29 protein-coding genes are annotated in these 26,418 nt (G+C 73.0%); 19 read left to right on the top strand and 10 right to left on the bottom strand.

Annotation, left to right across the window (positions count from 1 at the left end; genetic code table 11):
- The 5 genes from PV796_RS16755 to PV796_RS16775 all read right to left on the bottom strand — a co-directional run bounded on the left by PV796_RS16755 (position 1) and on the right by PV796_RS16775 (position 5,648).
- Positions 1-1,629, bottom strand: coding sequence for a sensor histidine kinase (locus PV796_RS16755; RefSeq protein WP_274914052.1), 1,629 nt, complete (start codon positions 1,627-1,629; stop codon positions 1-3).
- The gene (locus PV796_RS16760; RefSeq protein WP_274914053.1) at positions 1,626-2,366 is read right to left on the bottom strand and encodes a response regulator transcription factor; all 741 of its coding nucleotides are present in this window, start codon (positions 2,364-2,366) and stop codon (positions 1,626-1,628) included. Before PV796_RS16760 ends, PV796_RS16755 begins: the two co-directional genes overlap by 4 nt.
- Positions 2,367-2,526: 160 nt before the next feature.
- Positions 2,527-3,642 carry a S1C family serine protease gene (locus PV796_RS16765; RefSeq protein WP_274914054.1) on the bottom strand — a complete coding sequence of 372 codons (1,116 nt, stop codon included), beginning with the start codon at positions 3,640-3,642 and terminating at the stop codon, positions 2,527-2,529.
- A gap of 143 nt (positions 3,643-3,785) precedes the next feature.
- The gene (locus tag PV796_RS16770) at positions 3,786-4,811 is read right to left on the bottom strand and encodes a LacI family DNA-binding transcriptional regulator (RefSeq protein WP_274914055.1); all 1,026 of its coding nucleotides are present in this window, start codon (positions 4,809-4,811) and stop codon (positions 3,786-3,788) included.
- Positions 4,812-4,835: 24 nt separating this feature from the next.
- Positions 4,836-5,648 carry a response regulator transcription factor gene (locus PV796_RS16775; RefSeq protein ID WP_274914056.1) on the bottom strand — a complete coding sequence of 271 codons (813 nt, stop codon included), beginning with the start codon at positions 5,646-5,648 and terminating at the stop codon, positions 4,836-4,838.
- 252 nt (positions 5,649-5,900) lie between these two features.
- Between PV796_RS16775 and PV796_RS16780 the strand changes: the two genes are divergently transcribed.
- The gene (locus tag PV796_RS16780) at positions 5,901-6,812 is read left to right on the top strand and encodes an alpha/beta hydrolase (RefSeq protein ID WP_274914057.1); all 912 of its coding nucleotides are present in this window, start codon (positions 5,901-5,903) and stop codon (positions 6,810-6,812) included.
- 99 nt (positions 6,813-6,911) lie between these two features.
- On the opposite strand, the gene PV796_RS16785 is transcribed toward PV796_RS16780, so the two are convergent.
- On the bottom strand, positions 6,912-8,945 hold the full coding sequence (locus PV796_RS16785) for an ABC transporter ATP-binding protein (protein ID WP_446750601.1): 2,034 nt from the start codon (positions 8,943-8,945) through the stop codon (positions 6,912-6,914).
- Positions 8,942-10,675, bottom strand: coding sequence for an ABC transporter ATP-binding protein (locus tag PV796_RS16790; RefSeq protein WP_274914058.1), 1,734 nt, complete (start codon positions 10,673-10,675; stop codon positions 8,942-8,944). Before PV796_RS16790 ends, PV796_RS16785 begins: the two co-directional genes overlap by 4 nt.
- A 130-nt stretch (positions 10,676-10,805) precedes the next feature.
- On the opposite strand from PV796_RS16790, the gene PV796_RS16795 reads away from it, so the two are divergent.
- The 7 genes from PV796_RS16795 to PV796_RS16820 all read left to right on the top strand — a co-directional run bounded on the left by PV796_RS16795 (position 10,806) and on the right by PV796_RS16820 (position 15,247).
- A complete protein-coding gene (locus PV796_RS16795) occupies positions 10,806-11,108 on the top strand; it encodes a MoaD/ThiS family protein (protein WP_274919066.1) in 303 nt (100 codons plus the stop codon).
- A 10-nt stretch (positions 11,109-11,118) separates the two neighbouring features.
- Positions 11,119-12,249 (top strand): hypothetical protein, encoded by a 1,131-nt coding sequence (locus PV796_RS16800; RefSeq protein ID WP_274914059.1) that lies wholly within the window; start codon positions 11,119-11,121, stop codon positions 12,247-12,249.
- Between the two features lie 201 nt (positions 12,250-12,450).
- Positions 12,451-13,152: an LmeA family phospholipid-binding protein gene (locus PV796_RS16805; RefSeq protein ID WP_274914060.1), complete on the top strand. Its 702-nt coding sequence runs from the start codon at positions 12,451-12,453 to the stop codon at positions 13,150-13,152.
- Between the two features lie 216 nt (positions 13,153-13,368).
- Positions 13,369-13,476 (top strand): Ms5788A family Cys-rich leader peptide, encoded by a 108-nt coding sequence (locus tag PV796_RS42380; protein WP_376569689.1) that lies wholly within the window; start codon positions 13,369-13,371, stop codon positions 13,474-13,476.
- 164 nt (positions 13,477-13,640) lie between these two features.
- Positions 13,641-14,486: a sulfurtransferase gene (locus tag PV796_RS16810; RefSeq protein ID WP_274914061.1), complete on the top strand. Its 846-nt coding sequence runs from the start codon at positions 13,641-13,643 to the stop codon at positions 14,484-14,486.
- Positions 14,487-14,525: 39 nt separating this feature from the next.
- Positions 14,526-14,813: a DUF1416 domain-containing protein gene (locus tag PV796_RS16815; RefSeq protein ID WP_274914062.1), complete on the top strand. Its 288-nt coding sequence runs from the start codon at positions 14,526-14,528 to the stop codon at positions 14,811-14,813.
- 134 nt (positions 14,814-14,947) lie between these two features.
- Complete coding sequence (locus PV796_RS16820) at positions 14,948-15,247, top strand: DUF3099 domain-containing protein (protein WP_274914063.1); 300 nt, start codon at positions 14,948-14,950, stop codon at positions 15,245-15,247.
- 30 nt (positions 15,248-15,277) lie between these two features.
- Here the strand turns inward: PV796_RS16820 and PV796_RS16825 are convergent, their stop codons facing one another.
- The gene (locus tag PV796_RS16825; protein WP_274914064.1) at positions 15,278-15,643 is read right to left on the bottom strand and encodes a DsrE family protein; all 366 of its coding nucleotides are present in this window, start codon (positions 15,641-15,643) and stop codon (positions 15,278-15,280) included.
- Between the two features lie 299 nt (positions 15,644-15,942).
- Here PV796_RS16825 and PV796_RS16830 point away from each other — a divergent pair, with 299 nt between their 5' ends.
- The 6 genes from PV796_RS16830 to ygfZ all read left to right on the top strand — a co-directional run bounded on the left by PV796_RS16830 (position 15,943) and on the right by ygfZ (position 21,177).
- A complete protein-coding gene (locus tag PV796_RS16830; RefSeq protein WP_274914065.1) occupies positions 15,943-16,527 on the top strand; it encodes an FABP family protein in 585 nt (194 codons plus the stop codon).
- A 290-nt stretch (positions 16,528-16,817) separates the two neighbouring features.
- Positions 16,818-17,861 (top strand): FecCD family ABC transporter permease, encoded by a 1,044-nt coding sequence (locus PV796_RS16835; RefSeq protein ID WP_274914066.1) that lies wholly within the window; start codon positions 16,818-16,820, stop codon positions 17,859-17,861.
- Positions 17,861-18,634, top strand: a complete 774-nt coding sequence (locus PV796_RS16840) for an ABC transporter ATP-binding protein (protein WP_274914067.1) — start codon at positions 17,861-17,863, stop codon at positions 18,632-18,634. Before PV796_RS16835 ends, PV796_RS16840 begins: the two co-directional genes overlap by 1 nt.
- Positions 18,635-18,639: 5 nt before the next feature.
- Positions 18,640-19,689, top strand: a complete 1,050-nt coding sequence (locus tag PV796_RS16845; RefSeq protein WP_274914068.1) for an ABC transporter substrate-binding protein — start codon at positions 18,640-18,642, stop codon at positions 19,687-19,689.
- Positions 19,690-19,710: 21 nt separating this feature from the next.
- Positions 19,711-20,166, top strand: a complete 456-nt coding sequence (locus tag PV796_RS16850) for a Fur family transcriptional regulator (RefSeq protein ID WP_274914069.1) — start codon at positions 19,711-19,713, stop codon at positions 20,164-20,166.
- 30 nt (positions 20,167-20,196) lie between these two features.
- Complete coding sequence (gene ygfZ, locus PV796_RS16855; protein ID WP_274914071.1) at positions 20,197-21,177, top strand: CAF17-like 4Fe-4S cluster assembly/insertion protein YgfZ; 981 nt, start codon at positions 20,197-20,199, stop codon at positions 21,175-21,177.
- A gap of 577 nt (positions 21,178-21,754) precedes the next feature.
- Here the strand turns inward: ygfZ and dtd are convergent.
- Complete coding sequence (dtd, locus tag PV796_RS16860; RefSeq protein WP_274914072.1) at positions 21,755-22,180, bottom strand: D-aminoacyl-tRNA deacylase; 426 nt, start codon at positions 22,178-22,180, stop codon at positions 21,755-21,757.
- A gap of 173 nt (positions 22,181-22,353) precedes the next feature.
- Between dtd and PV796_RS16865 the strand changes: the two genes are divergently transcribed.
- The 5 genes from PV796_RS16865 (at position 22,354) to PV796_RS16885 (ending at position 25,927) form a co-directional block, all read left to right on the top strand.
- Entirely contained in the window at positions 22,354-23,115 is a 762-nt protein-coding gene (locus PV796_RS16865; RefSeq protein WP_376569698.1) for an RsiG family protein, read from the top strand.
- A gap of 88 nt (positions 23,116-23,203) precedes the next feature.
- A complete protein-coding gene (locus PV796_RS16870) occupies positions 23,204-24,187 on the top strand; it encodes an asparaginase (RefSeq protein WP_274919070.1) in 984 nt (327 codons plus the stop codon).
- 180 nt (positions 24,188-24,367) lie between these two features.
- Entirely contained in the window at positions 24,368-24,799 is a 432-nt protein-coding gene (locus tag PV796_RS16875) for an ankyrin repeat domain-containing protein (protein WP_274914073.1), read from the top strand.
- A 126-nt stretch (positions 24,800-24,925) separates the two neighbouring features.
- On the top strand, positions 24,926-25,495 hold the full coding sequence (locus PV796_RS16880; RefSeq protein WP_274914074.1) for an NADPH-dependent FMN reductase: 570 nt from the start codon (positions 24,926-24,928) through the stop codon (positions 25,493-25,495).
- Between the two features lie 72 nt (positions 25,496-25,567).
- Positions 25,568-25,927: a winged helix-turn-helix transcriptional regulator gene (locus tag PV796_RS16885; RefSeq protein WP_274914076.1), complete on the top strand. Its 360-nt coding sequence runs from the start codon at positions 25,568-25,570 to the stop codon at positions 25,925-25,927.
- 36 nt (positions 25,928-25,963) lie between these two features.
- Here PV796_RS16885 and PV796_RS16890 read toward each other — a convergent pair whose 3' ends face one another.
- Positions 25,964-26,395, bottom strand: a complete 432-nt coding sequence (locus tag PV796_RS16890; protein WP_274914078.1) for a VOC family protein — start codon at positions 26,393-26,395, stop codon at positions 25,964-25,966.
- Positions 26,396-26,418 lie beyond the last annotated feature (23 nt).

The raw sequence follows: 26,418 nt of genomic DNA on the forward strand, positions 1-26,418 counted from the left end.
CTACGCGCTCGTATCCGACGCGCCCGCCGGCCCGCCAGGCGCCTCCGGCGCGCCCGACCGCCCCGGTGTGTCGGGGGGCGGGGTGGCGGCGCCCGGCAGGGTGAGGAGGGCTTCGGTGCCGCCACCGGGGGCGTTGCGGAGGCGGACGCCGCCGCCGGCCTGCTCCGCGGTGCGGGCCACGATGGACAGCCCGAGTCCGCTGCCGGGCAGGCTGCGCGCGGCGGGGGAGCGCCAGAAGCGCTCGAAGACGTGCGGGAGGTCGTCGGGCGGGATGCCGGGGCCGTGGTCCCGGACGGTCAGCGCGCCGTCCGCGAGGCGGACCTCGACCGTGCCGCCGGACGGGCTGAACTTCACGGCGTTGTCGAGGAGGTTGACCACCGCCCGCTCCAGCGCGGCCGGCTCGGCGCGGACGTACCACGGGGCGAGAGCGGCGGTGAGGGTGAGGGACGGGCCGCGCAGCCGGGCCCGCTCCAGGGCGGAGCCGACGATGTCGTGCAGGGCGACCACGCGGATCGCGGACGCGCCGGTGCCCAGGCTCGTTTCCGCGGGCCGGGAGAGGACCTGGAGGTCGCCGATGAGCGCCGCCAACTCGCCCATCTGGGCCTTCACCGAGGCCAGCAGGGCCTCCTTGTCGGCGGCCGGGATCTTGCGGCCGGAGCGCTCGCTGCGCTCCAGCAGGTCGATGTTGGTCCGCAGGGACGTCAGGGGCGTCCGGAGCTCGTGGCCGGCGTCCGCGATGAGCTGCTGCTGGAGGTCGCGGGAGGCGGCCAGCGCGGCGGTCATGGCGTTGAACGACCGGGAGAGGCGGGCGATTTCGTCCTCGCCGTCGGTGGGGATGCGGATGGTGAGGTCCTGGGTGCGGGCGACGTGCTCGACGGCGGCGGTGAGCCGGTCGACGGGCTTGAGGGCCGCCCGGGCCACCCACAGGCCGGCGGTCGCCGCGCCCAGCACCCCCACCCCGGCGACGACCAGCAGCACCAGCGCGAGGTGGTTGAGCGGATCGGTGACCTGGTCCATCGGCGCGGCCACCGAGATCGCCAGGCGGTTCCCCTGCGCGTCGGTGATCGGGCCGCGGTACGGGGAGGTCGAGACCCGCATCGCGACGCCCTTCTCGTCCTTGGTGGTGTGCACGGCGCCGGCCAGCCGCCCGTCGGCGACCGCCTGGTCCGCGTGCTGCGCGGGGATGGCGAACTTGCCGGGCGAGGTGCAGACGTAGCCGGACGGGGAGACCAACTGGATGGTGTACGGCGTCGGTTGGAAGCGGACGTTCAACGGGGAGCCGGCGCAGCGGGCGCTGATCGCCTGGACGTAGTCGGTGTTGACCTCGACGGTGCTCAGGCTGGTGTCGAGCTGCTCGGTGAGCCGGTCGCGGGTGATCAGCCAGCAGGCGGCGGCCGACAGCGCCACCGCGAAGGCGACCGCGACCGCGGTGAGCAGCGCCAGCCGCGAGCGCAGCGGGAGCTGGTGGAACCGCGTCAGGCCGAAGCCCCCGCCCGCCGGCCGCGCCCCGTCCGCGCCACCGCCGCCGTCGTGCGCAGCCTCGCCGCGGGACGCCTCGGCGTGCGGCGCTTCGGCATCGGAGGCGTCCCCCGCGCCGTGCGCCGCGTGCGCGTCGTCGGTGCCGTTCATTCCGCTCCGCCCTCCAGCCGCAGCACATAGCCCACCCCGCGCACGGTGTGGACCAGCCGCGGCTCGCCGCCGGCCTCCGTCTTGCGGCGGAGGTACATCACGTACACGTCCAGGGAGTTGGAGGTCGGCTCGAAGTCGAAGCCCCAGACGGCCTTGAGGATCTGCTCGCGGGTGAGGACCTGCCGGGGGTGGGCCAGGAACATCTCCAGGAGCGTGAACTCCGTGCGGGTCAGCTCCACGGGCCGGTGGCCGCGGACGACCTCGCGGGTGGCCAGATTCATCCGCAGATCGGCGAAGCCGAGGATCTCGCCCTCGTCGGGCTGGGCGGTGCCGGCCGCCGCCGCGTACGAGCTGCGGCGCAGCAGGGCGCGGATGCGGGCCAGCAGCTCGTCCAGCTCGAAGGGCTTGACGAGGTAGTCGTCGGCGCCGGCGTCCAGGCCGGTGACCCGGTCGCCGACGGTGTCCCGGGCGGTCAGCATCAGGATCGGCACCGTCACCCCGCTCGCCCGCAGCCGGCGGGCGGCGGTCAGCCCGTCCATCCGCGGCATCAGCACGTCCAGCACGATCAACTCGGGATCGTAGGCGGCGACCTTCTCCACCGCGTCCAGACCGTCGACGGCCTGCTCGGTGCCGTACCCCTCGAAGGCCAGCGAGCGTTGCAGTGCCTCGCGGACCGCGGGCTCGTCGTCGACGATGAGGATGCGGGCGGGGTGATCTCCGTGCTCGGCGGGGCTCATGTGCGTGGCTACCTCGGTGTGCGTGTGCGGACGACCGGCGGGATCTTTCTGGCTTCAGCCTGACACGGATGCCGCACCGGCGGACGCCCTGTGGACAACCGCCTGTGGACAACCCCCGACCCCTGGCCCCCGACCGCCGCCCGTCCCGCCCGGGCCCGGCTCAGACCCCGCTGCTCCCGCTGCCGCCGCCGCGCAGCGCGTCGAGGTCGGCCTTGACGGTGTTGATCGGGATCGCGAAGCCGAGGCCGACGCTGCCCGCCTGACTGCTGTCCGACGAACTCGGCGAGTACATGGCCGAGTTGATGCCGATGATCTGCCCCTGCATGTTGATCAGGGCGCCGCCGGAGTTGCCCGGGTTGAGCGCGGCGTCGGTCTGCAGGGCCTTGTAGCTGGTCTTGGACGAGCCGGTGTCGCCGTTGTACTGGTTGCCACCGAACTCGAACGGCCAGCCACCGCCGCCGAAGCCGCGGCCCCCGCCCTGCCCCTGCCCCTGGCCCTGGCCCTGGTTCTGGTTCTGCCCGCCCTCCTTGGGGACGGTCACCTCCCGGTTGAGCGCGGAGATGATGCCGCTGGTCACCGAGCCGGTGAGGCCCTCCGGCGAGCCGATCGCGACGACCGGGTCGCCGACCACCAGCTTGCTGGAGTCGCCGAGCACCGCGTGCGTGAGCCCCTTGCCGCCGACGACCTTGATCAGCGCGAGGTCCTTGTCGGGGTCGGTGCCGACCACCGTCGCGGTCTTCTTGCTGCCGTCGCTGAAGGTCACGCTGACACTGTGCGCGCCGGCCACCACGTGGTTGTTGGTGACGATCTCGCCGTTGCTGGTGATCACCACGCCGGAGCCGGTGGACTGGCCGTCCGCGGTCCGCGCCTGGATCTCCACGATGGCCGGGCTGACCGCCTTGGCCACCCCGGCGACACCGCTACCGCCGGTGTTCTGCCCGGCGTTGACGAGCGGGGTGGAGATACCGCCCGACGTGGCGCCCTGCTGCGTGGCGCCGGCGATCAGCGCCGCGCTGCCGCCGCCTATCAGACCGGAGGCCAGCGCCACCGCCGCGATCAGCGCGACCGGCCGGCGGGCCCGGCGCCGCGGCTCCGGCGCGCCCGCACCGCCCGCCTCCGCGGGGGACGGCGCGTACGGGGGCGCCGGCGGAACGTCGCCCCCGTAGGCGCGGTCCGCGCCGTGCTCGCTGCGGTGGCCGGTGCCGTATGCGTTGTCGTAGGAGTACGGCCGGTCCTGGGGCATCTCATCGCCGCTACGGCGGTAGCTCTCGGTCATGCCCACGACTCTGCTGCCGCTGCATGAGAACCGTCTGAGAACGCCCTGAGAGACCCAACAGAAGTGGGTATGCCCGGTATAAGGGCGCCTCCGGGAGCCCTAGTTGGGCGGGTTCAGGGCCCCGCCGGGACGCCGTGCGCCGCTCAGCCCCCGCACCCGCAGGACCGCCGCACCACCAGGCGCGACGGGAACTGCCGCAGCCGCTCGCGGCGCGAACCCACCACCCGCAGCCCGTCGTCCAGCACCAGGTCGACCGCGGCCCGGGCCATCGCCTGCCGGTCCGAGGCCACCGTCGTCAGCGGCGGATCGGTGAGCGCCGCCTCCTTCACGTCGTCGAAGCCCGCCACCGCCAACTCGCCGGGGACGTCGAGCCGTAGCTCGCGGGCGGCCCGCAGCACGCCGATCGCCTGGTCGTCGGTGGCGCACATGATGGCCGGCGGCCGGTCCGGGCCGGACAGCAGCCGCAGCGCGATCCGGTAGGCGTCGTAGCGGTTGTACGCCGCCTGGAAGTAGCGCCCCTCCGGGGACCGCCCGGACTCCAGCATGGCCCGTCGCCAGCCCTCGACGTGGTCGGTGACCGGGTCACCGGACTTCGGGGTCTCCTCCGTGCCGCCCAGGAACGCGACGTACGGGTGGCCGTGCTCCAGCAGGTGCCGGGTGGCCAGTTGGGCGCCCCAGATGTCGTCGGTCATCACCGCGACGTCGTCGATCGCGTCCGGCCTGCGGTGCAACAGCACCACCCGGGCGTCCCAGGCGTCGATCTCCGCGGCGGCATGCTCGCTGGGGCCCTGGCTGATCAGGATCAGCCCGGCCACCCGCATCCCGAGGAACGCGCGCAGGTAGTGCACCTCGCGCTCGTCGAGGTAGTTGGCGTTGCCGACCAGCACCATCTTGCCGCGCTCGGAGGCGGCCTGTTCGACGGCGTGCGCCATCTCCGCGAAGAACGGCTGACGGGTGTCCGGAACGATCAGACCTATGAGGTCGGTGCGGCGGGACGCCATCGCCTGCGCGACCCGGTCGGGTCGGTAACCGAGCTCCTTGATGGCGGCGAGCACCCGCTCGCGCGTGGCCGGGGCGACCGGCCTCGGTCCGTTGTTGATGACGTAACTGACAACGGCGGTGGACGTCCCCGCCAGTTTTGCTACGTCATCTCGCGTCACCTTGGCCACGCGCGGCAGTCTACGCGGGTGGCCCTACCGTCGGGCAGGCTGTGCGGCCCCGGATCCGGCGCCCGACGAGGGCGCCCGCGCACCGGCCCGCTCGCCGCCGTCGCCGCCCTTCCCCGGCCGCCCGGCCTCCTCCTGCGCCTTGGCCTCCGCCGCGGCCCGCTCCACCTTCTCCGGCACCACGAAGCGGTAGCCGACGTTGCGGACGGTCCCGATCAGCGACTCGTGCTCGGGGCCCAGCTTGGCGCGCAGCCGCCGGACGTGCACGTCCACCGTCCGCGTACCGCCGAAGTAGTCGTAGCCCCACACCTCTTGGAGGAGTTGGGCGCGGGTGAAGACCCGGCCCGGGTGCTGCGCCAGGTACTTCAGCAGCTCGAACTCCTTGAAGGTCAGGTCCAAGACCCGGCCCTTGAGCTTGGCGCTGTAGGTGGCCTCGTCCACCGAGAGGTCCCCGGTGCGGATCTCCGTGGGGCCGTTGTCGGTGGTGATCTGCTGGCGGCCCATCGCCAGCCGCAGCCGCGCCTCCACCTCGGCCGGCCCGGCGGTGTCCAGTATCACGTCGTCGACGCCCCAGTCGGCGGTGACGGCGGCCAGTCCGCCCTCGGTGACCACCAACACCAGCGGACAGCCCGGCCCGGTGGACCGCAGGAGCTGGCACAGGGACCGCACGTGCGGAAGGTCGCGGCGGCCGTCGATCAGTATGACGTCGGCCCCTGGGGTGTCGATCAGGGCCGGGCCCTCGGCGGGGGCCACCCGGACGCTGTGCAGCAGCAGGCCGAGCGCCGGGAGCACCTCCGTCGATGGCTGGAGGGCGTTGGTCAGCAGCAGAAGTGAGCTCACTCCCGACCACCTGCCCGGTCTCCGGCGAGCTCCATCCTGTGCGGCTCGCTGTCCTGCACGCTTCGCTTGCCCATGACGTCTGGTTCCTCCTCGGTCCCTGCGACGGGGGCACCACCCGGCCAGGCCGGGGGAGTCTGCGGCACTGCTTCGTACGCGGCGCTTTCCGGTCACGCGCTTTGCGTGCGCGAAAGCACAAAAGGATCCGGGGGCGACGCTGCCCGGATCCTTCCTCTGCCCAGCAGAATAGCTCACATGACTTGCGGACCCGAGGGCGATTTTGCGCGATCTTGTGTTCCGTCGATCACAACGAGTGGTCACCGGGTGACCCTGTTGACGGACGACGGCGTGCGCATCGAGGCCGCCCACACCCCTCGGATTCCGGGCCCCGAAGCGCCGTACGCCCCCTCCCGCGCCCCCTTCCCGGTGCCCTCGGCGGACCTCGCCGTGGTCCTCGCGCACGGCTTCTCCGGCTCGCTCGAACGGCCCGCGCTGCGCCGCACCGCCGCCGCGTTGTCCCAGCATGCGGACGTGGTCACGTTCTCGTTCCGGGGGCACGGGGGCTCCGGCGGCCGGTCCACCGTCGGCGACCGGGAGATCCACGACCTGACCGCCGCGGTCCGCTGGGCCCGCTCGCTGGGCCACCGCACGATCGCCACGGTGGGCTTCTCCATGGGCGGTTCGGTCGTGCTCCGGCAGGCCGCGCTGCACGGCCGTCGGGCGGCGGTGGCGGGCCCGGGGGAGCACGGGGAGCGCACGGATGCGTGGCCGGACGCGGTGGTCGCGGTCAGTGCCCCCGCACGGTGGTACTACCGGGGCACCGCGCCCATGCGGCGCCTCCATTGGGCCGTGACGCGACCCAGTGGGCGGCTGGTCTCCCGCATCGGATTGCGGACGCGGATCCATCCCGAGGAGTGGGCCGCGGTCCCCCTCTCCCCCACCGAGGCGGTGCCGCTGATCGCGCCCACGCCGCTGCTCCTCGTCCACGGCGACCGCGACCCGTACTTCCCGGTGGACCATCCGCGGATGCTGTGGGCCGCCGCCGATCCGGCCACCGCCGAGCTCTGGCTCGAACCGGGCTTCGGCCACGCGGAGAACGCCGCCGGCCCGGAGCTGTTGGACCGGATCGGGCGCTGGATCGCCCGACGGGCCCGGCGGGCGGGCTGACTTGGACGCTGCCCCTGCGGCACCCAAGGGGCAGCCCTTGGAAACACCCCCAACGCCCCGCGCCCCGGGGGTCGTTCGCCGGGGCCGGCACCTGGGTGCCTACCCCGCCTCCGTCACCGCCTCCGCGAACTGGGCCGCGTACAGCCGGGCGTAGGCGCCCCCGGCGGCCAAGAGGGCGTCGTGGTCGCCCTGTTCGACGATCGCGCCGTTCTCCATGACCAGGATGACGTCGGCGTCGCGGATCGTGGAGAGGCGGTGGGCGATGACGAAGCTGGTGCGGCCGGTGCGGAGTTGGGCCATCGCGTGCTGGATGAGGACCTCGGTGCGGGTGTCGACCGAGCTGGTGGCCTCGTCCAGGACGAGGATCGCCGGCTCCGCGAGGAAGGCCCGGGCGATGGTGATCAACTGCTTCTCGCCGGCCGAGACGTTGTCGCCCTCCTCGTCGATGACGGTGTCGTAGCCGTCCGGGAGGGTGCGGACGAAGCGGTCGACGTGGGTGGCCCGGGCCGCCTCGACGACCTTGTCGCGGGAGGTCCCCTCGGGGGCGCCGTAGGCGATGTTCTCGGCGATGGTGCCGCCGAAGAGCCAGGTGTCCTGGAGGACCATGCCGATGTTGGCGCGCAGCTCCTCGCGGGACATCTTCGCGATGTCCACGCCGTCGAGGGTGATCCGGCCGCCGCGGACCTCGTAGAACCGCATCAGGAGGTTGACCAGGGTGGTCTTGCCGGCGCCGGTCGGGCCGACGATGGCGACGGTCTGGCCGGGGCGGACGGTCAGCGAGAGACCGTCGATGAGCGGCCTGTGCTCGTCGTAGCGGAAGGAGACGTCCTCGAAGGCGACCCGACCGGTGACCTGCTCGGGGCGGGCGGGCTGCTCGGCGTCCGGGTCCTGCTCGGGGGCGTCGAGGAGTTCGAAGACCCGCTCGGCGGAGGCGACGCCGGACTGGACGAGGTTGGCCATCGCCGCGACCTGGGTCAGCGGCTGGCTGAACTGGCGGCTGTACTGGATGAACGCCTGGACGTCGCCGAGGGACAGCGCGCCCGAGGCCACCCGCAGACCGCCGACCACGGCCACCAGCACGTAGTTGAGGTTGCCGATGAACATCATCGCGGGCTGGATGATCCCGGAGATGAACTGGGCCCGGAAGCCGGCCGCGTAGAGCGCCTCGTTCTGCTCGCGGAAGAGTGCGGCGGACTCCTTCTGGCGGCCGAAGACCTTGACCAGGGAGTGGCCGGTGTACATCTCCTCGATGTGCGCGTTGAGCTTGCCGGTGGTCTTCCACTGGCGGACGAACTGCGGCTGGGCGCGCTTGCCGACCTTGGTGGCGACGACGATCGAGACCGGCACGGTGATCAGCGCGACCAGCGCCAGCAGCGGCGAGATCCAGAACATCATCCCCAGCACGCCCAGGATCGTCAGCAGCGAGGCCATGATCTGGCTGAGGGTCTGCTGGAGCGTCTGCTGGACGTTGTCGATGTCGTTGGTCGCGCGGGAGAGCACCTCGCCGCGCTGCTGCTTGTCGAAGTGGCTCAGCGGCAGCCGGGCCAGCTTCTCCTCGACCTGCTCGCGCAGCCGGAAGACGGTGCGTTGGACGACCCGGGTGGCGATCCGGGCCTGGGTGAAGCCGAAGGCGGCGGAGCCGGCGTAGATCAGGACGGCGCCGAGCAGGATGGTGCCGACGGCGCCGAAGTCGACGCCGTGGCCGGGGACCACCGGCATGGCGCCGAGCATGTCGGCGAACCCGCCCTGGCCGTGCGCCCGCAGCTCGGCGACGGCCTGCGCCTCGGTCAGGCCCTCGGGCAGGTGGCGGCCGATGACGCCGGCCATGATCAGGTCGGTGGCGCGGCCCAGCACCTTCGGGCCGACGACGGTCAGCGCCACGCTCAGCACGCCCAGCAGCAGCGCCACCGCGACGATGCCGCGCTCCGGCCGCATCTGGGCCAACAGCCGCTTGCCGGAGCCCTTGAAGTCCAGGGACTTCTCGACCGGGCCGCCCATCATCCGGGCCATCGGGCCGCCGCCGGGGGCCGGGCCGCGGCGGGGGGTCGATCCGGTGGTCTCGCCGGCGGTGTCGGCGGGCGTCTGGTCGGGGGCCCGCCCCGCGGCCGGGTCCTGCTTGTCCGCGGTGGTCACGCCGCCTCCTGCTCGGTGAGCTGGGAGAGCACGATCTCCCGGTAGGTCTCGTTGTCGGCCATCAACTCGGCGTGGGTGCCGGTGCCCACGATCCGCCCCGCGTCCAGGACCACGATCCGGTCGGCGCCGCGGATCGTGGAGACCCGCTGGGCGACGATCACCACGGTGGCCCGGTCGGTCTCCCGGGCCAGCGCGGCGCGCAGGGCCGCGTCGGTGGCGTAGTCCAGGGCGGAGAAGGAGTCGTCGAAGAGGTAGATCTCCGGCTTGCGGACCAGGGCGCGGGCGATCGCCAGCCGCTGCCGCTGACCGCCGGAGACGTTGGAGCCGCCCTGCGCGATCGGCGCCTGGAGGCCGCCCTCCATCCGCTCGACGAACTCCCGGGCCTGCGCGGTGCCCAGCGCCTGCCACAGCTCCTCGTCGGTGGCGTCCGGATTGCCGTACCGCAGGTTGCTGGCGACCGTCCCGGAGAAGAGGTACGGCTTCTGCGGGACCAGGCCGATGACGGCGGCCAGGGTCTCCGGGGCGAGGGTGCGCACGTCCTCGCCGTCGACCAGGACCGCGCCGTCGGTGGCGTCGAAGAGCCGGGGCACCAGCCCCAGGAGGGTGGACTTGCCGGAGCCGGTGGAGCCGATGACGGCGGTGGTCTCTCCGGGGCGGGCGATCAGCGAGACGTTCTTGAGGACCGGCTGCTCGGCGCCGGGGAAACGGAACTCCACGTCGCGCAGCTCCAGTTCGCCGTGGCGGCGCAGCGTGGTGACCGGCTCGGCGGGCGGGGTGACGCTGGACTCGGTCGCCAGCACCTCCTGGATGCGCTCGGCGCAGACCTCGGCGCGCGGCAGCGTGATCACCATGAACGTCGCCATCATGATCGACATCAGGATGTACATCAGGTAGCTGAGGAAGGCCGCCAGCGCCCCGATCTGCATCTGGCCGCCGTCGATGCGCAGCCCGCCGAACCACACCACGGCCACGCTGGAGAGGTTCACGATCAGCATCACCAGCGGGCCCATCATCGACATCAGCCGGCCGGCGCGGATCGAGACGTCGTACAGGTCGGTGTTGGCCCCGGCGAACCGCTCGCGCTCATAGCGGTCCCGGACGAAGGCGCGGATGACGCGGATGCCGGCGATCTGCTCGCGCAGCACGCGGTTGACGGTGTCGATGCGCTCCTGCACCCCGCGGAACAGCGGGCGCATCCGGCGCACGATGAGTGAGACGAGGATCCCGAGGACCGGGACGATGACCAGGAGGAGCGCGGACAGCGGCACGTCCTGGTTGAGCGCCATCACGACGCCGCCGACGCACATGATCGGCGCCGAGACCATCAACGTGAACGTCATCAACACCAGCATCTGGACCTGCTGGACGTCGTTGGTGGTGCGGGTGATCAGCGACGGCGCACCGAAGCCGCCGACCTCCCGGGCGGAGAAGGACTGCACCTGGTCGAAGACCGCGGCCCGGATGTCCCGGCCCAGGGCCATGGCCGTACGGGCGCCGCAGTAGACCGCGCCGACCGCGCAGGTGATCTGAAGCAGCGTCACCGCGACCATGAAGCCGCCGATCCGCAGGATGTAGCCCGTGTCCCCCTTCACGACACCGTTGTCGAGGATGTCGGCGTTGAGGGTGGGCAGGTAGAGCGTGGCCAGCGTCTGGATGAGCTGGAGCAGGACGATCAGGGATATGGAGCGCCTGTAGGGCCGCAGATGCGCCCGCGCGAGTCGGACCAACACAGGCCGGAGCCTATGCGAACGGTTGCCCCGGCCAATCGAATTTCTCCGAACCGTGCGGGAATCTTCCCGGACGGCCACAAGTCTTTACCCGGACTTGCCCCGACCCGGGCCGGCCGCCGCGTACGCCATGATGGGAGGCGGCAAGAGCCCCCGACACGAAGAGGCCGCCGTGACAACAACTGGCACCGTGCGCTACTGGGCCGCGGCCAAGGCAGCCGCCGGCACGGCGGAGGAGCCGTACGCGGCGGCGACGCTCGCCGAGGCACTGGACGCGGCGCGCACCGCGCACGCCACGGACCCCGAGTTCGGCCGCGTCCTGCTGCGCTGTTCCTTCCTGGTGGACGGCGTCCAGGTCGGCTCCCGCGATCATGCGCAGGTGCCGCTGTCGCAGGGCGGCACCGTCGAGGTCCTGCCGCCGTTCGCCGGAGGATGAGCAGAGGGTCATGAGCGACAACCAGCACCAGCCGCACCAGAACCCGTACCCGTACGGGCAGCAGCCCTACGACCCTTACGCGCAGCCCCAACAGCAGCCGCCCCAGGCCCACCAGCCGTACCAGTCCCAGCCCCAACAGCCGTACGGCTATGAGGGATACGAGGGGTACGAGGACTACCACGGCTACGCCGGCCAGGCGGCCCACGAGCAGCCGCACGGGCAGCCGCAGCCGTCCGCCCCCTACGGGCAGGACGCCTACGCCGCCCCGGCGCCCGCCGCCCACCAGGGCGCGCACCAGCACCAGGCCGCCCCCTACGGGTCCGCGCACGGGACCACCGCCACCGCGGAGCCGGCGCCGGCCGCGCCCGCCGCCCCCACCGCGCCGCTGAAGCCCAACCAGCGCGCCCGCGCCGAGGGCCGCTCCCCGATCATCCCGCCCGGGATCCAACCGGCCGCGCTGACCGCGGTGCTGGCCCTGCTGCTGGCGCTGGCCGCGCCGGTCGCCCGCCCGCTCCTCGCCGTCCCCGTGGTGCTGCTCCAGGCCGTCACCGCCGCCGGCTGGTTCCGGCTGAACGGCATGTGGCCGGCCCGCCAGGGCATCGCGCTGGCCTTCCTGGGCGGCGTGGCCACCGACGTCGGGCTGCTCACCACCCCGCGCGAGGACGCGCCGCTGGTGGCCCTCGGCACGCTCGGCGTGTGGTGCCTGCTGGTCATCGTGCTCCAGTTGCGCAACCGCTCCAGCGCGGACGAGCGGATGTACGCGCTGACCGCGGGCCTGACCTCGTCCGCGCTGGCGGTGCTCGCCGCCGGCCACCTGGCCGCGGACCCGAACGCGGTGGTGGTCGGCGGCGCCGCGGTCGCCCTGGCCGTGCTCGTCCGGGCGCTGCCGCTGCCCGGTCCGGTGACGCTGGTGCTGGGCCTGCTGGCGGGTGCCGGCGGCGGCCTGGCCGCCGCGCAACTGACCGGCATGGGGACCGCCGGCGCGCTGCTCGGCCTGGCGGCCGGCGGCTGCGCCCTGATCGGCCTGCGGGTGGCCAGCTACGACTACCCGTCGAAGTTCGTGCACATGACCGCGGGCGTCGCCCTGCCGCTGGCCCTGGCGGCCCCGGCGGTCTACGTCCTGGGCCGGGCCCTGGGGTAGCCAGGGCCGCGAGGCCCCCCACGCAGTGCCGCGGCGGCCGTACGGAGCGCACGGTTGTGCGCTCCGTACGGCCGCCGTTCCCGTTCTCCCGACCGGTTCGTCTAGGGTTCCCGGAGCGCGGGCTGGGGGCCCGCGCTCCGGAGTGGACGAATCGGCCGGGGCCCATCCAGCCCGGCGGTCGCGAGTGGGGGTAGTGGTTCGATGCGCGCACTGAAGGTGCTGCTGGTGCTCGTCGTCATATTCGGCGGGCTGTTCGTGGCGGCCGACCGCGTCGCGGTCCATCTCGCCGAGAGCAAGGCGGCGGACAAGCTCCGCGGCATGAACGGGATCACCTCGACGCCCGAGGTCTCCATCAAGGGCTTCCCGTTCCTGACCCAGGTCGCGGCGCGCAACCTCGACGAGGTGGACGCCAACCTCGACCACCTGGCGGCCCGCTCCGAGGGCCGCACGCTGACCCTCAAGCGGATGTCGGCGCAGTTCCACGACGTGGCGCTGACCAGCGACTACTCCTCCATCGAGAGCGCCGCCTCGGCCACCGCCACCGCCGAGATCTCCTATCCGGACCTGACCAACGCGGCCGGCGGCGGCGTCAAGATCTCCTACGGCGGCGAGAAGGACGGCCGCGCCCTGGTCAAGATCTCCCCGAACGTGCCGCTGCTCAACTCGTTCGAGGTGACCGGCACGATCGACATCGTGCACGGCGACACCGTCCGGGTGCGGGCCGACCACATCCCCGCCATGTGCCGGGCGCTGCCGAGCTGCGAGCGCGAGGTGCGGACCCAGACCGACCACGGCTGGAAGCTGGACCAACTGCCGGGCAACCTGAAGCTGGAGAAGCTCACGGCGACCGCGCAGGGCATCTCCGTCACCGCCTCCGGCACCCACGTCAAGATCACCGGCTGACCCGCCGGCGGGTGGCGGGCCGCCCCACCGGGCCGCCGCCCCGTCCACACCCTGAGACACCTCGGTCCGAACGCCAGACCCGACACCCGCGACGGCGCCCCCACGCGCGGTGCGCGCCCGCCCCACACCCTCGCGCGTCCCACATCACGGACAATCACGTCTCGCCATTCGACACACCGGTGACATGCCGTGCTCCGCGTCCCTACGATCGGAGCCATGCGATGCGCATTGAGCGGTCTCCGTCCACGGGGACAGGCGGTACTGACGAAGCGGCGGGCAGTCGACCTGTGCCGCGTCGCCGCCATGCTCTGTCGCCCTGCCTGACGGGTCGCATCCCTCCCGTCGCCCCGGCCGTCGGCCGCCGCTGAAGGCCGTCCTCACACCCGTACCCACGCAGCGCTGCGCGCCTCCTGGCGCCGCCGCGCCGTCCGCGGTACCCGTGCACCCTCAAGCCCGCCCCCCGCAACTGCCCCGGAGGAGAGAAGAACATGAGCCGTAGCGACGTCCTGGTAGACGCCGACTGGGTCGAGGCACACCTGGACGACCCGAAGGTCGTCCTCGTCGAGGTCGACGAGGACACCTCGGCCTACGACAAGAACCACCTCAAGAACGCCGTCCGGATCGACTGGAAGAAGGACCTCCAGGACCCGGTGCGCCGCGACTTCGTCGACCAGGAGGGCTTCGAGAAGCTGCTCTCGGCGAAGGGCATCGCCAACGACGACACCGTCGTCCTCTACGGCGGCAACAACAACTGGTTCGCGGCCTACGCCTACTGGTACTTCAAGCTCTACGGGCACGACGGCGTCAAGCTGCTCGACGGCGGCCGCAAGAAGTGGGAGCTGGACTCCCGCGACCTGGTCGACGGCTCCGAGGTCCCGCAGCGCCCGGCCACCGCGTACAAGGCCAAGGCCCAGGACACCTCGATCCGCGCCTTCCGTGACGACGTCGTCGCCGCGATCGGCACCAAGAACCTGGTCGACGTCCGCTCCCCCGACGAGTTCAGCGGCAAGCTGCTGGCCCCCGCCCACCTCCCGCAGGAGCAGTCGCAGCGCCCCGGCCACGTGCCCAGCGCCCGCAACATCCCGTGGTCGAAGAACGCCAACGACGACGGCACCTTCAAGTCGGACGACGAGCTCACCGCCCTCTACGAGCAGGAGTCCGTCGACCTGGCCAAGGACACCATCGCCTACTGCCGGATCGGCGAGCGCTCCGCGCTGACCTGGTTCGTGCTGCACGAGCTGCTCGGCCAGAGCAACGTCAAGAACTACGACGGCTCCTGGACCGAGTACGGCTCCCTGGTCGGCGTCCCGATCGAGCTCGGCGCCAACAAGTAAGCCCGAGAGCCCCTCTCTACCCCTCAAGGAAGTACCCCTATGTGTGGAGCACAGGCCGGCGGCCCGGACGCCTCGACCATCAAGCCCGGTGAGACCACGATCCAGGGCAGCGTGACCCGCGACGGCCAGCCCGTCACCGGTTACGTCCGCCTGCTGGACAGCACCGGAGAGTTCACCGCCGAGGTTCCCACCTCCGCGACCGGACAGTTCCGCTTCTACGCGGCCGAGGGCACCTGGACCGTGCGCGCCCTCGTGCCCGGTGCCAGCGCGGACCGCACCGTCGTCGCCCAGCAGGGCGGGCTGGCGGAGGTCGCCATCGCCGTCTGACGGCGCGCGCGGACGGGCCCGTGCCGCGGGCCCGTTCGGCCCGGAGGGCCGCACCCCAGGGGTTTGGACGCCTTGGCTGTGGGGTGCGGTCCTCCGGCCTTCTTTCCCGGGCCCCGCGGACTTACCGTGGACGTATGTACGCGCATGCGCACCGCCCGCCCACCCCGCCGCAGCGCCGTCACCGCCGGTACTTCGTCCTCATGACGGTGTGCCTGGTGCTGTTCGTGCTGGCGTGGAGCCTGGTGCGGCTGTGGTCGGTACCGGCCGCGGTGGCGATGTGCGTCGTCGCCATGGTCATCCCGCCCGTCGCGGCCATCGTCGGCAACCGCCGGGAGCCGGGCGAGCGCTGGTGGGACGAGTCCGGGGACCCGGAGTCCGACCGCTGGTGGCGGGAGTTGGACGACCGGGACGACGAGGACCGCCGCCGCAGTTGACCCCCGCCCGCGCACCCGCGGCCGAGGGCCCTAGTAGACGAGCGCCTGCACGCCGTCCGGCATGATCTCGCTCACGAAGAGCTGGGAGCCGGCGATGCCCGCCCCCTCGATCAGGTCCTTCTCCTCGATGCCGCGCCGCGCCGCGCACTGCGTGCACACCGTGATCGCGCCGCCGCCCGCGCGGATCGACTCGATCAGCTCCGGCAGCGGCGCCGCGTGCGGCAGCTCGAACTCGGCCGCCCGCCCCGGCAGCGCGAACCACACCGACTCCCCCGTCAGCCACAGCGACACCTCCACGCCGCTGGCCACCGCCACCGCCGCCACCGTGAACGCCTGCGAGCACCGCTCGGGCGCGTCCGCGCCCGCCGTCACCTTGATCACCAGCTTGTTCGCCATGGCCCAAGAGTAGGCGCGGGCGGGCCGGCGGACCGGGGACGCCCCGTGGGAGCCGGAGCGCCGGCCCCAAGAGCCGGGGCGGACCTCACAGCGCCGCCGCCGACGGCGCCGACTAGACTCGCAGGCGGTCCGTAACACCTCACTCCGCCCAAGGAGCGCGCTCGTGCTTGAGGCATTCTTCACCACCCTGCTGGTTCTGGTCGCCGTCGGCGTGATCGCCTTCGCCGGGCTGACCTGGAAGAAGCTGTACCAGGGCCAGCGCTGATACCTCTCGTCCCCACAACAGATCGCCTGAGCTCATGATCGAGATCCCGTCCGACCTGAACCCGTCCCTGGTGCCGCTCGTCTTCCTCCTCGGCCGCTGGGAGGGCGCCGGCGTCTTCGACTTCCCCGGCGCGGAGAAGTGCAACTTCGGCCAGGAGGTCGTCTTCAGCCACGACGGCCGCGACTTCCTTGAGTACACCTCGCACACCTGGGTGCTCGACAACGAGGGCAAGCAGGTCCGCCCGCTGGAGACGGAGACCGGCTTCTGGCGGGTCGACGGAAACAAGGTCGAGGTCGTGATGACCCGCGACCAGGGCGTCGTCGAGATCTGGTACGGCGAACTGGCCGACCAGAAGCCGCAGATCGACCTGGCCACCGACGCCGTCGCGCGGACCGCCGCCGCCGGCCCGTACAGCGGCGGCAAGCGCCTGTACGGCTACGTCAAGGGCGACCTGATGTGGGTCGGCGAGAAGGCCACCCCCGAGGTGCCGCTGCGCCCCTACATGTCCGCGCAGCTCAAGAAGGTCGCCGACCTCAAGGAGTGGGCCGAGAGCCTGCCCGACGACATGCCCGACGGCGTCTCCTTCTTCCGCCCGGACGGCACCCCGTACGAGGGCTGAGCCCACCCGTGGCCGTCCGGCCGCGCACGAAAACCTGACAACGACGACGCCCCGCGGGGGAAGTCCGGTGAGAGTCCGGCGCTGACCCGCAACGGTAAGCGGAACGCCCCAACGGGCCCGTTCCGCAAGCCCGATCGCCCGCGGCGGCGCCGGATCCGCACCAACTCGCCGTGGACTGCGAGGGGACGCCCGCTCGGCCCGGCTCCGGGCCGCCGCCCCTTTCCCTCCCCCACGCTCCAAAAGAGCAGGGGGACCTCTCGCGCGCGGCCCGAGCCGAAGGCGAAGGCCCCGTGGCACGCCCCACCCGCACCCTCCCCCTGGCCGCCGCGCTGGGCGCCGTGCTGCTCGTCTCGCTGCTGTGCGGGACCGGCCTCGGCGCCGCCGGGATCGGCTGGCCGCAGGTGCTGCGCTACCTCGGCGCCGGGCTGACCGGCGGCACCCTCAGACCCGATGAGGTCGCCGCCTACACCATCGTCTGGGAGCTGCGGTTCCCCCGGGCGCTGCTCGCCGCCGTCGTCGGCGCCGGACTCTCCGCCATCGGCGTCGCCGTCCAGGCCCTGGTCCGCAACGCCCTCGCCGACCCGTTCGTGCTCGGCATCTCCTCCGGCGCGGCGGTCGGCGCCAACGCCGTGATGCTCTTCGGCGCGCTCGCCGCGCTCGGCGTCTGGGCGCTGTCCGTCTCGGCGTTCCTCTCCGCGCTACTGGCCATGGCCCTGGTCTACGCGGCCGCCCGGACCGCCCACGGGCTGACCCCGATGCGGCTGGTGCTGACCGGGACGGCCATGTACTACGGCTTCTCCGCGGTCACCACCCTGATGGTGTTCACCGCCGACCGCGGCGAGGCGGCCCGCTCGGCGATGATGTGGCTGCTGGGCAGCCTGAGCGGGGCCGGCTGGGGTTCGGTCCCGATCGCCGCCGCCGCGGTCGCCGCCGCCCTGGTCCATCTCCGGCTCTCCGCCGGCCGGTTGAACGCCCTGGCCATGGGCGACGAGACCGCCGCCGCGCTGGGCGTGGACCCCGAACGGCTGCGCCGCGAACTGTTCGTGGTGGCCGCCGGGGCCACCGGCGCGGTGGTCGCGGTCTCCGGCGCGATCGGCTTCGTCGGACTGATGGTGCCGCACGCCACCCGGATGCTGGTCGGGGCCGACCACCGCCGGGTGCTGGCGCTCGCCCCGCTGCTCGGCGCGGTGTTGATGGTCTGGGTCGACGTGCTCTCCCGGGTGCTGCTGGCCCCCGTCGAACTGCCCGTCGGGGTGCTCACCGCCGTCCTCGGCGTCCCCTGCTTCGTCCTGCTGATGCGGCGCAGCCGCTACACCTTCGGGGGCGGTTCCTGATGCGTCTGGACATCACCGGACTGTCGGTGGCGGTGGCCGGGCGGCGCCTGGTCCACGACGTCACCCTCACCGCCGGCAGCGGGCGGCTCGTCGGGCTCGTCGGCCCCAACGGCAGTGGGAAGTCAACCCTGTTGCGCTGCGTCTACCGCGCGCTGCGCCCGGCCGCCGGCAGCGTCCTCCTGGACGGCGCCGACCTGCACGCGCTGACCGCCCGCGAGGGCGCCACGTTGCTGGCCGCGCTGCCCCAAGAGGCCGGCACCGACTTCGACTTCACCGCCGCCGAGGTCGTCGCCATGGGCCGGCTGCCGCACCAGCGCGGCTCCGGTCGGCCCAGCGCCGCGGACCGCGAGATCTGCGCCCGCGCGCTGACCCGGGTCGGCGCCGACCACCTCGCCGACCGCGGCTTCCTCGGCCTCTCCGGCGGCGAGAAGCAGCGCGTCCTGATCGCCCGCGCACTCGCCCAGGAGCCCCGCGTCCTGGTCCTCGACGAGCCCACCAACCACCTGGACATCGCCCAGCAGTTGGAGGTCCTGGCGCTGGTACGGGACAGCAACCTGACGGTGCTGACGGCGCTGCACGACCTCAACCTGGCCGCCGTGCACTGCGACGAGTTGCACGTGCTGTCCGCCGGCCGGATCGTCGCCTCCGGACCGCCGCACGACGTGCTCACCGCCGAGCTGCTGGCCGAGGTCTTCGGTGTCCGCGCGCACCGCGTGCGGCACCCCGAAACCGGCGCCGTCCAGCTCCTGTTCGACCGCCTGCCCGCCTCCTGAGGACCGTGAGGGACCCCGTGACCGACACCCCGCACCCCGCCCGCCGCCTCCGCCCGGCCGCCTGGCTCGCCGCCCTGGCCCTCGCCCTCACCGGCTGCGGCGCCCACGTGGGCACCGGGCCCGCCGGCACCGATGCCCGCCCGGCTCCCGACGACCGCCCCGTCACCCTCACCAACTGCGGCACCCGCACCACCTACCCGCACACCCCGCGCCGGGTCGTCACCAACGACGTCGGCATCACCGAGATCATGTTCGCGCTGGGCCTCACGGACCGGATGGCCGGCTACGTCATGCCGGACGACAAGGGCGAGCTGAGCAAGGTCCCGTGGAAGGCCGCCTACGGCAAGGTCCCCTGGCTCTCCAAGAAGGCCATCACCAAGGAGATCGCCCTGGACGCCAAGGCCGATCTGGTCTTCGCCGGCTGGAACTACGGCTTCGGCGAGGGCGACGGTCTGACCCCCGCCGCCCTGAAGAAGCTGGGCGTCGACGCGTACGTCCTGACCGAGTCCTGCCACAACGGCACCGACTCCGCCGCCCGCGGCGTGATGCCACCCCTGGAGGCGCTCTACGCCGACCTGACCAACCTCGGGAAGCTCTTCCACGTCGAGGACCGCGCCCAGGCCCTCATCCGCACCTACCGCAAGCAGGTCGCCGACGCCGCGGCCCACGCCCCGGCCCACCGCCCCACCGTCTTCCTCTACGACTCCGGCCAGGACAAGCCGATGACCGCCGGCGAGTACGCCGCCGCGCACGACATCATCACCAAGGCCGGCGGCGACAACGTCATGAAGGACCTCAAGGACTCCTGGACCACCGTCGGCTGGGAGACCGTCGTCGCCCGCGACCCCGACGTCATCGTCGTCAACAACTACGGCGACACCACCGCCGCGCAGAAGAAGGCGTTCTTGGAGTCCTACGCCCCGCTCGCCAACGTCTCCGCCGTCAAGCACCACCGCATCTACGTCATGGACTACGCCGAACTCGTCGAGAGCCCCCGCAACCCCACCGCCATCGCCGACCTCGCCCGTTATCTCCGAGGAGTGCACACCGGCTGACCGCCCTCCTACACTGGCCGTGTGGTGACCACCGACTGGCAGAGCGACCTCCGCAGGCGCGGCTACCGCCTGACCCCGCAGCGGCAACTGGTGCTGGAGGCGGTCGACAGGCTGGAGCACGCCACCCCGGACGACATCCTCACCGAGGTGCGCAAGACCGCCGGCGGCATCAACATCTCCACCGTCTACCGCACCCTGGAGCTGCTGGAGGAGCTGGAGCTGGTCAGCCACGCCCACCTCGGCCACGGCGCGCCCACCTACCACCTCGCCGACCGCCACCACCACATCCACCTGGTGTGCCGGGACTGCACCGACGTGATCGAGGCGGACCTGTCGGTGGCCGCCCCGTTCACCGACACCCTGCGCGAGCAGTTCGGCTTCGACACCGACCTGAAGCACTTCGCGATCTTCGGCCGGTGCGCGTCCTGCACCCGGCAAACCGGGCAGGGCGGCCGGGACGCCGAGGGAAGCGGGTAGCTCCGCGGCCGCTGGTCGTAGGCTGGGCCCATGCTGCGACATTCATCCGCCAGCCCCCTGTTGTCGCTGCCCGGCGCCGTCCCCGCCGAGGCCCCCGACGAAGGCGTCGCCGCGCACTACGGCGACCTGTTCCGGGAGCAGCGCGCGCTCGCCGACGGCTCCGGCTTCGTGGACCTCTCGCACCGCGGCGTGGTCACCGTCAGCGGCCCCGAGCGGCTGAGCTGGCTGCACCTGCTGCTGACCCAACACGTCAGCGAACTCCCGCCCGGCCGGGCCACCGAGGCGCTGATCCTCTCCGCGCACGGCCACGTCGAGCACGCGCTCTACCTCGTCGACGACGGCGAGACGACGTGGCTGCACACCGAGCCCGGCAAGCAGGAGGCGCTGATCGCCTACTTGGAGAGCATGAAGTTCTTCTACCGGGTCGAGGTCGCCGACCGCACCGACGCGTTCGCCGTCGTCCACCTCCCGGCCGGCTCCATCACCGAGGCCCCCGAGGGCACGGTCGTCCGGGAGGCCCCGCACGGCCGCGATCTCTTCCTCCCCCGCGCCGAGTTGGAGTCCTTCGCGGCGGAGCACGGTCCCGCGATCGGCGTGCTGGCCCTGGAGGCGCTGCGCGTCGAGGCGCACCGCCCGCGGCTGGGGCTGGAGACCGATCACCGCACCATCCCGCACGAGGTCGGCTGGATCGGCGGCGCGGTCCACCTCCAGAAGGGCTGCTACCGCGGCCAGGAGACCGTCGCCCGGGTCCAGAACCTCGGCAAGCCGCCGCGCCGCCTGGTCTTCCTGCACCTGGACGGCAGCGAGGTGCACCTGCCCCCGCACGGCACGCCGGTCCGCCTGGCCGCCGACGGCCCGGAGGGCCGCCAACTGGGCTTCATCACCACCTCGGCCCGCCACCACGAGCTCGGCCCGATCGCCCTGGCCCTGGTCAAGCGCAACGTCCCCACCGACGCCCCACTGATCGCGGGCGACACCGCGGCGGCCCAGGAGGTCGTCGTCGAGCCGTGAGGGAGGGTGGTGCGGCGGGACCGGGCCGGCTGGCCGGGCCCCACCGCACCGCGGAACACCCAGGAGGGCGCGGCGCGTCTCGCGGGGGATTCCCGCCGGGTGCGTGGCTCCCGGCGAGGAGTCCCCGCCTGACTGCGGGGGTCTCGCGGGGAATTCCCGTCGGCTGCGTGGCTCTCGCGGATTCCCGCCCGGTTGCGTGGCTCCCGCGCGCAACTCCCGTCCGGGCTCGCTGCGTTCCACCGGGAGTACCCGCCCGGGCGGGGAGCCTTCCGCGGGGAACACCGGCCAGGGCGCGGCGCGTTCGGCGGGGAGACCCGCCTCGGCCCGGTGCGACGTTCCGCGCGGGACCCCGCTCCGCCGCGGTGCGCATCCACGGGGGACCCCCCTCTGGCCCGGTGCGTGTCCGCGGGGGACCCCACTCCGGCGCGGTGTGTCTCCGCGGGGGACCCGGCTCTGGCGCGGTGTGTCTCCGCGGGAATACCCGTACCGGCGTGGCGCGTTGAGGCCCCGCAGGGGGCGCTTGCGGCCCCTAGGGGAAGTGTTCCCCCAGCCCCTAAGGCCCCGGCGGGCCCGGAGCTCAGACCTCCAGCAGGACCGTGAACGGTCCGTCGTTGGTGAGCGACACCTTCATGTCCGCGCCGAAGCGGCCGGTCTCGACCTTGGCGCCCAGCGCGCGCAGTTGGGCCACCACCTCGTCGACCAGCGGTTCGGCGACCGGGCCCGGCGCGGCGGCGCTCCAGGTGGGACGACGGCCCTTGCGCGCGTCACCATAGAGAGTGAACTGGCTGATCACCAGCAGCGGCGCCCCGTCGTCCGAACAGGACCTCTCGTCCTGGAGGATCCGCACCGACCACAGCTTCCGGGCGAGCTGCGCGGCCTTCTCCGGGGTGTCGTCATGGGTGACGCCCACCAGCGCGCACAGCCCCTCCCCGACGATCTCCCCGACCGTCTCGCCCGCCACGTCGACGCGTGCGCCGTTCACCCTCTGCACCACAGCTCGCATACCCGCCATGATGCCGGGCCGCCGCGCCGCCCGGGCCGGTACCCCCACAAGGGCCGTTCGCATGCCGTGTCCCCTGCACATGGACTGCACAGAGTGGCACGATGCGTGCACGCGGTGCGTTTCACGGACACATGCCCTGGATGCGGCACCGGTACGAGGGGACGGAACGATTCATGACGACACTCGGCGCCGGACAGACACCCGGCCCCGTGCCAGCCGCCCGGACGGCACCGGCGGGCAGCCCGCCGCCGGCGCTCCCCACCCCACCGTCCGGTCGTACGAGACCCGTCGCCCCGGAGTCCCCCACCGCCCCGGAGGCCCCGCACGCGCTGACCACCACCCCGGCGCCGGCTCCCATCGAGCCCGCCCCTACCAAGGACGACCCCATGCTCCAGGCCGGCCAGGCAGCACCCACCGCCCGCCCTCCGCAGCAGCGCGACCGCTTCCGCCCGACCGGCTCCCCCGAGCTGTCCGGGCTGAGCCTGCCCGAGCTGCGGGGGGTGCGCCGTGACTGCCAGCAGGAGGAGGCCGACCTCAGCTATCTGCGCCGCCTCCTCCAGGGGCGGATCGACATCCTCCGCGCCGAGATCGCCCGCCGCACCGGGGCCCACTCGGCGCTGCTGGACCGGCTGCCCGAGATCCTCACCGACCTGCCGTCCCGCCAGCGCTCGTCGGCCCGGCACGTGACCCTCGGCACCCCGCACAGCGAGGAGTGCCGTCGGCTCGCCGACGAGATGCTCGGCGAGGTGGAGCTCTCGGACCTCACGGCCCGTACGGACGAGGAGTTGCAGGACGCGATGGGGCGGCTGATCCGTCACGAGCGGGGGATCTCACAGCGCCGTCAGTCCCTGCAGCGCACCACCGACGATTGCAGTGCGGAAATCGCCCGCAGGTACCGTGAAGGCGAAGCGCAAGTAGACGACCTGCTGTCCTGATCGGCCACAAGCCGCCTCCGGGGCCGCGGGTCCCGTCCCCGGAAGGCCGGCCGTGACCCCGTCGAAGACCTCCTCCTCGCCCACCCCGATACCCGAGCAGTCGCCGTCCGCGGCGTCGGCGACGCCCGCGGGGCCGTCGCCGGTGCTCGCCGAGGTCGTCCGGTCCGGCTTCGTCGAGGGGCGGCACCGGGGCTCGCTGGTGGTGCTGGCCGCCGACGGGAGCGTGGAGTGGGCGCTCGGCGACGTCGACGCCCCGGTCTTCCCCCGCTCCACGAACAAGCCGATGCAGGCGGCCGCGATCCTGCGGGCCGGCCTGGACCTCTCCGGTGAGCGGCTGGCGCTGGCCGCGGCCAGCCACTCCGGCGAGCGCTTCCACCTCGATCTGGTCCGGACCATGCTCGCCGAGCACGGGCTGACCGCCGAGCAGCTCCAGACGCCGCCGGACCTGCCGCTGGACCCGGAGGAGGCCGAGCACTACCTCGCCGCCGGCAAGGTCCGTGACCGGCTCACCATGAACTGCTCCGGCAAGCACACCGCGATGCTCGCCGCCTGCGCGCTCAACGGCTGGCCGCTCCCGACGTACCTGGAGCAGGACCACCCGCTCCAGCAGCTCGTCCTCGACGTGGTGCGCACGGCGGGCGGCGAGGAGGTCACCCACATCGGCACGGACGGCTGCGGCGCCCCGCTGATGTCGCTCTCGCTGGCGGGGCTGGCGCGGGCCTACCGCCACTTCGTGCTGGCCGAGCCGGGCACGCCGGAGCGGCGGGTGGCGGACGCGATGCGGGCCCACCCCGAGTACGTGGCCGGTACCCGCCGGCCCGACACCTGGCTGATGCAGGCCCTGCCCGGCACGCTGTCCAAGATGGGCGCCGAGGCGGTGCAGGCGCTGGCGCTGCCCGACGGCCGGGCGCTGGCCTTCAAGATCGACGACGGTGCGACCCGGACGCTGGGCCCCGTGCTGGCCCGGGTCCTGCGCGAGCTGGGCGTGGACGACCCGGTGCTCGCGCGCATCGAGGACGTGCCGCTGCACGGCGGCGGCAGCCGGGTGGGCGAGATCCGCGCGGCGTTCTGACCGGACCCGTAGGGGTTCCCGGCGGGGTGGGTCTCCGCCGGGCCCCGCCGGCGGGGACGCCCGGTGGCTCCCGCGGAATCCGGGCCCCCGCATCCGTCACGCGCGGGGCCGGGTAAATCTAGAGTGGCGGTGAGCCGCAACACAGGCGCGCTCACCCACCACGACAGGAGGCCGGCCACCATGAGCGACGCGCATTCCCCGCAGCAGGGCCCCGAGGCGGTCGAGCACGCGCACGACCCCGAGGTGCTCCAGCTCGCGGCCAAGGTGTTCGACCTGGCACGCCACGGTGACACCGACACCGTCGCCGCCTACGTCGACGCGGGCGTGCCCGCCAACCTGACGAACGACAAGGGCGACTCCCTCGTGATGCTGGCCGCCTACCACGGCCACCCGACGACGGTGGAGGCCCTGTTGCAGCGCGGCGGCGACGCCGACCGGCCCAACGACCGGGGTCAAACCCCCATCGCCGGCGCGGTGTTCAAGGGTGAGGACGAGGTCGTCAAGGTCCTGCTGGCGCACGGTGCGGACCCGTCGGCCGGCACGCCGTCGGCGATCGAGACGGCCCGGATGTTCCAGAAGACGGAGTTGCTGAAGCTGTTCGGCGCGGAGTGACGGGCGGAGCTCCTGACGGTCGGCGCCGGGGCGGGCCGCACCCCGCCCTTCCGCCACTTGACCTCAAGTTTAGTTGAGGTTCTAGCGTCTGGGGCGTCACACCCGCTCCGTCCCGAAGGGCCTCCCATGTCCGCAGAGCGCTTCACCCTCGCCGTCCTCGTCGGCAGCACCCGCGAGGGCCGGTTCGCCCCGGTCATCACCGAGTGGTTCACCCAGCACGTCGGCGCCTCGCACCCGCACCTCCTCCTCGACGTCATCGATCTGGCCACCGTCCGCCCGTACGAACTCCGGCCCGGCAGCGAGGAGTTCCTCGCCTACGCCAAGCGCGTCGAGCAGGCGGACGCGTTCGTCGTGATCACGCCGGAGTACAACCACTCGTTCCCGGCCCCGCTCAAGCACGCCATCGACCTGCTGCGCTCCGAGTGGCAGGCCAAGCCGGTCGGCTTCGTCTCGTACGGCGGGATCTCCGGCGGCCTGCGGGCGGTCGAGCAACTGCGGCTGGTCTTCGCGGAGTTGCACGCCACGACGGTCCGCGAGACGGTCAGCTTCGCGCTCCCCGCCGGCCCCTTCGACGACGAGGGGCACCTGCACGACCCGGCTCCGCCCGCCCAGGCCGCCGACGCCCTGCTGCGCCAACTCGGCTGGTGGGCCGTGGCGCTGCGGGAGGCGCGCACCGCCCGCCCGTACGGCAACTGAGCCGCCCCGCACCCGCCCGTGATCGTCGATACTTGACGCACGGACGGGTGCGGGGAACGCGAGGGGAGCGGCATGGGCGGGCGCACGGGGCCCTACGAGTGCGGGCTGGACGCCGCGGTGGACGTCATCAGCGGCAAGTGGAAGGTCCTGTTGCTGTGGGCGCTCGACCAGGGGCCCCGGCGGTTCGGTCAACTCCGCCGCGAGCTGCCGCGCATCAGCGAGAAGGTACTGGCCCAGCAGCTCCGCGAGTTGGAGGCCGACGGCATCGTCGACCGGCGGGTGTTCGACCAGGTGCCGCCGAGGGTCGAGTACGCGCTGACCGGGCTGGGCACGTCGCTCACCGAGGCGCTGGCCCCGTTGGGTGCCTGGGGGCGCACCAACATGGCCCACCTGGAGGCCGCTTGGACCCAGCGGCATCCGGACACGGGGTGACCCGGTGGGCGTCGGGCCGCCCGCGCTGATCCCGGGTCACGCCCCGTCCCCCGGGGCGGTGGGGTCCGCGGCGCCCTCCTGGATCGCCCAGCCGTTGCCGTCGGGGTCGTCGAAGTAGACGAAGGTGTTCCAGGCCCCGCCGGGGCCGTCGGCCAGCGCGCCGTCCGCCACGTGCTGCACGGGCCCGACGGGCACCCCGCGGGCCAGCAACTCGCCGCGGGCCGCGACCACATCGGGCACCACCAACTGCACGCCCCGCACCGAGCCGGGGCGCACCCGTGTCACCCCGTCGCCGGCGCCGAGGACGATCGAGCAGTGCGAGCCCGGCGGGGTCAACTGGACGATGCGCACGCCGTCGCCGAGGCGGAGGTCGTGGTCGACGGTGAACCCCACCTGCTCGCTGTAGAACCGCTTGGCGCGCTCCACGTCGCGCACCGGAATGGGCACCAGTTCCAGCTTCCACCGCATGGCTCGCCGCCCTCGGGTCGCAC

The sequence above is a fragment of the Streptomyces sp. WZ-12 genome (assembly GCF_028898845.1).
Classification (GTDB): domain Bacteria; phylum Actinomycetota; class Actinomycetes; order Streptomycetales; family Streptomycetaceae; genus Streptomyces.

Coding starts and splice junctions, on each gene's coding strand:
- PV796_RS16885 (WP_274914076.1), top strand. CDS start 25,568: ATGGGCGGGCGCACGGGGCCCTACGAGTGCGGGCTGGACGCCGCGGTG.
- PV796_RS16765 (WP_274914054.1), bottom strand. CDS start 3,642: ATGACCGAGAGCTACCGCCGTAGCGGCGATGAGATGCCCCAGGACCGG.
- PV796_RS16865 (WP_376569698.1), top strand. CDS start 22,354: ATGACGACACTCGGCGCCGGACAGACACCCGGCCCCGTGCCAGCCGCC.
- PV796_RS42380 (WP_376569689.1), top strand. CDS start 13,369: ATGCGATGCGCATTGAGCGGTCTCCGTCCACGGGGACAGGCGGTACTG.
- PV796_RS16840 (WP_274914067.1), top strand. CDS start 17,861: ATGCGTCTGGACATCACCGGACTGTCGGTGGCGGTGGCCGGGCGGCGC.
- PV796_RS16780 (WP_274914057.1), top strand. CDS start 5,901: ATGACTTGCGGACCCGAGGGCGATTTTGCGCGATCTTGTGTTCCGTCG.
- PV796_RS16820 (WP_274914063.1), top strand. CDS start 14,948: ATGTACGCGCATGCGCACCGCCCGCCCACCCCGCCGCAGCGCCGTCAC.
- PV796_RS16890 (WP_274914078.1), bottom strand. CDS start 26,395: ATGCGGTGGAAGCTGGAACTGGTGCCCATTCCGGTGCGCGACGTGGAG.
- dtd (WP_274914072.1), bottom strand. CDS start 22,180: ATGCGAGCTGTGGTGCAGAGGGTGAACGGCGCACGCGTCGACGTGGCG.
- PV796_RS16830 (WP_274914065.1), top strand. CDS start 15,943: ATGATCGAGATCCCGTCCGACCTGAACCCGTCCCTGGTGCCGCTCGTC.
- PV796_RS16815 (WP_274914062.1), top strand. CDS start 14,526: ATGTGTGGAGCACAGGCCGGCGGCCCGGACGCCTCGACCATCAAGCCC.
- PV796_RS16795 (WP_274919066.1), top strand. CDS start 10,806: ATGGGAGGCGGCAAGAGCCCCCGACACGAAGAGGCCGCCGTGACAACA.
- PV796_RS16760 (WP_274914053.1), bottom strand. CDS start 2,366: ATGAGCCCCGCCGAGCACGGAGATCACCCCGCCCGCATCCTCATCGTC.
- PV796_RS16800 (WP_274914059.1), top strand. CDS start 11,119: ATGAGCGACAACCAGCACCAGCCGCACCAGAACCCGTACCCGTACGGG.
- PV796_RS16755 (WP_274914052.1), bottom strand. CDS start 1,629: ATGAACGGCACCGACGACGCGCACGCGGCGCACGGCGCGGGGGACGCC.
- PV796_RS16825 (WP_274914064.1), bottom strand. CDS start 15,643: ATGGCGAACAAGCTGGTGATCAAGGTGACGGCGGGCGCGGACGCGCCC.
- PV796_RS16805 (WP_274914060.1), top strand. CDS start 12,451: ATGCGCGCACTGAAGGTGCTGCTGGTGCTCGTCGTCATATTCGGCGGG.
- PV796_RS16810 (WP_274914061.1), top strand. CDS start 13,641: ATGAGCCGTAGCGACGTCCTGGTAGACGCCGACTGGGTCGAGGCACAC.
- ygfZ (WP_274914071.1), top strand. CDS start 20,197: ATGCTGCGACATTCATCCGCCAGCCCCCTGTTGTCGCTGCCCGGCGCC.
- PV796_RS16875 (WP_274914073.1), top strand. CDS start 24,368: ATGAGCGACGCGCATTCCCCGCAGCAGGGCCCCGAGGCGGTCGAGCAC.
- PV796_RS16880 (WP_274914074.1), top strand. CDS start 24,926: ATGTCCGCAGAGCGCTTCACCCTCGCCGTCCTCGTCGGCAGCACCCGC.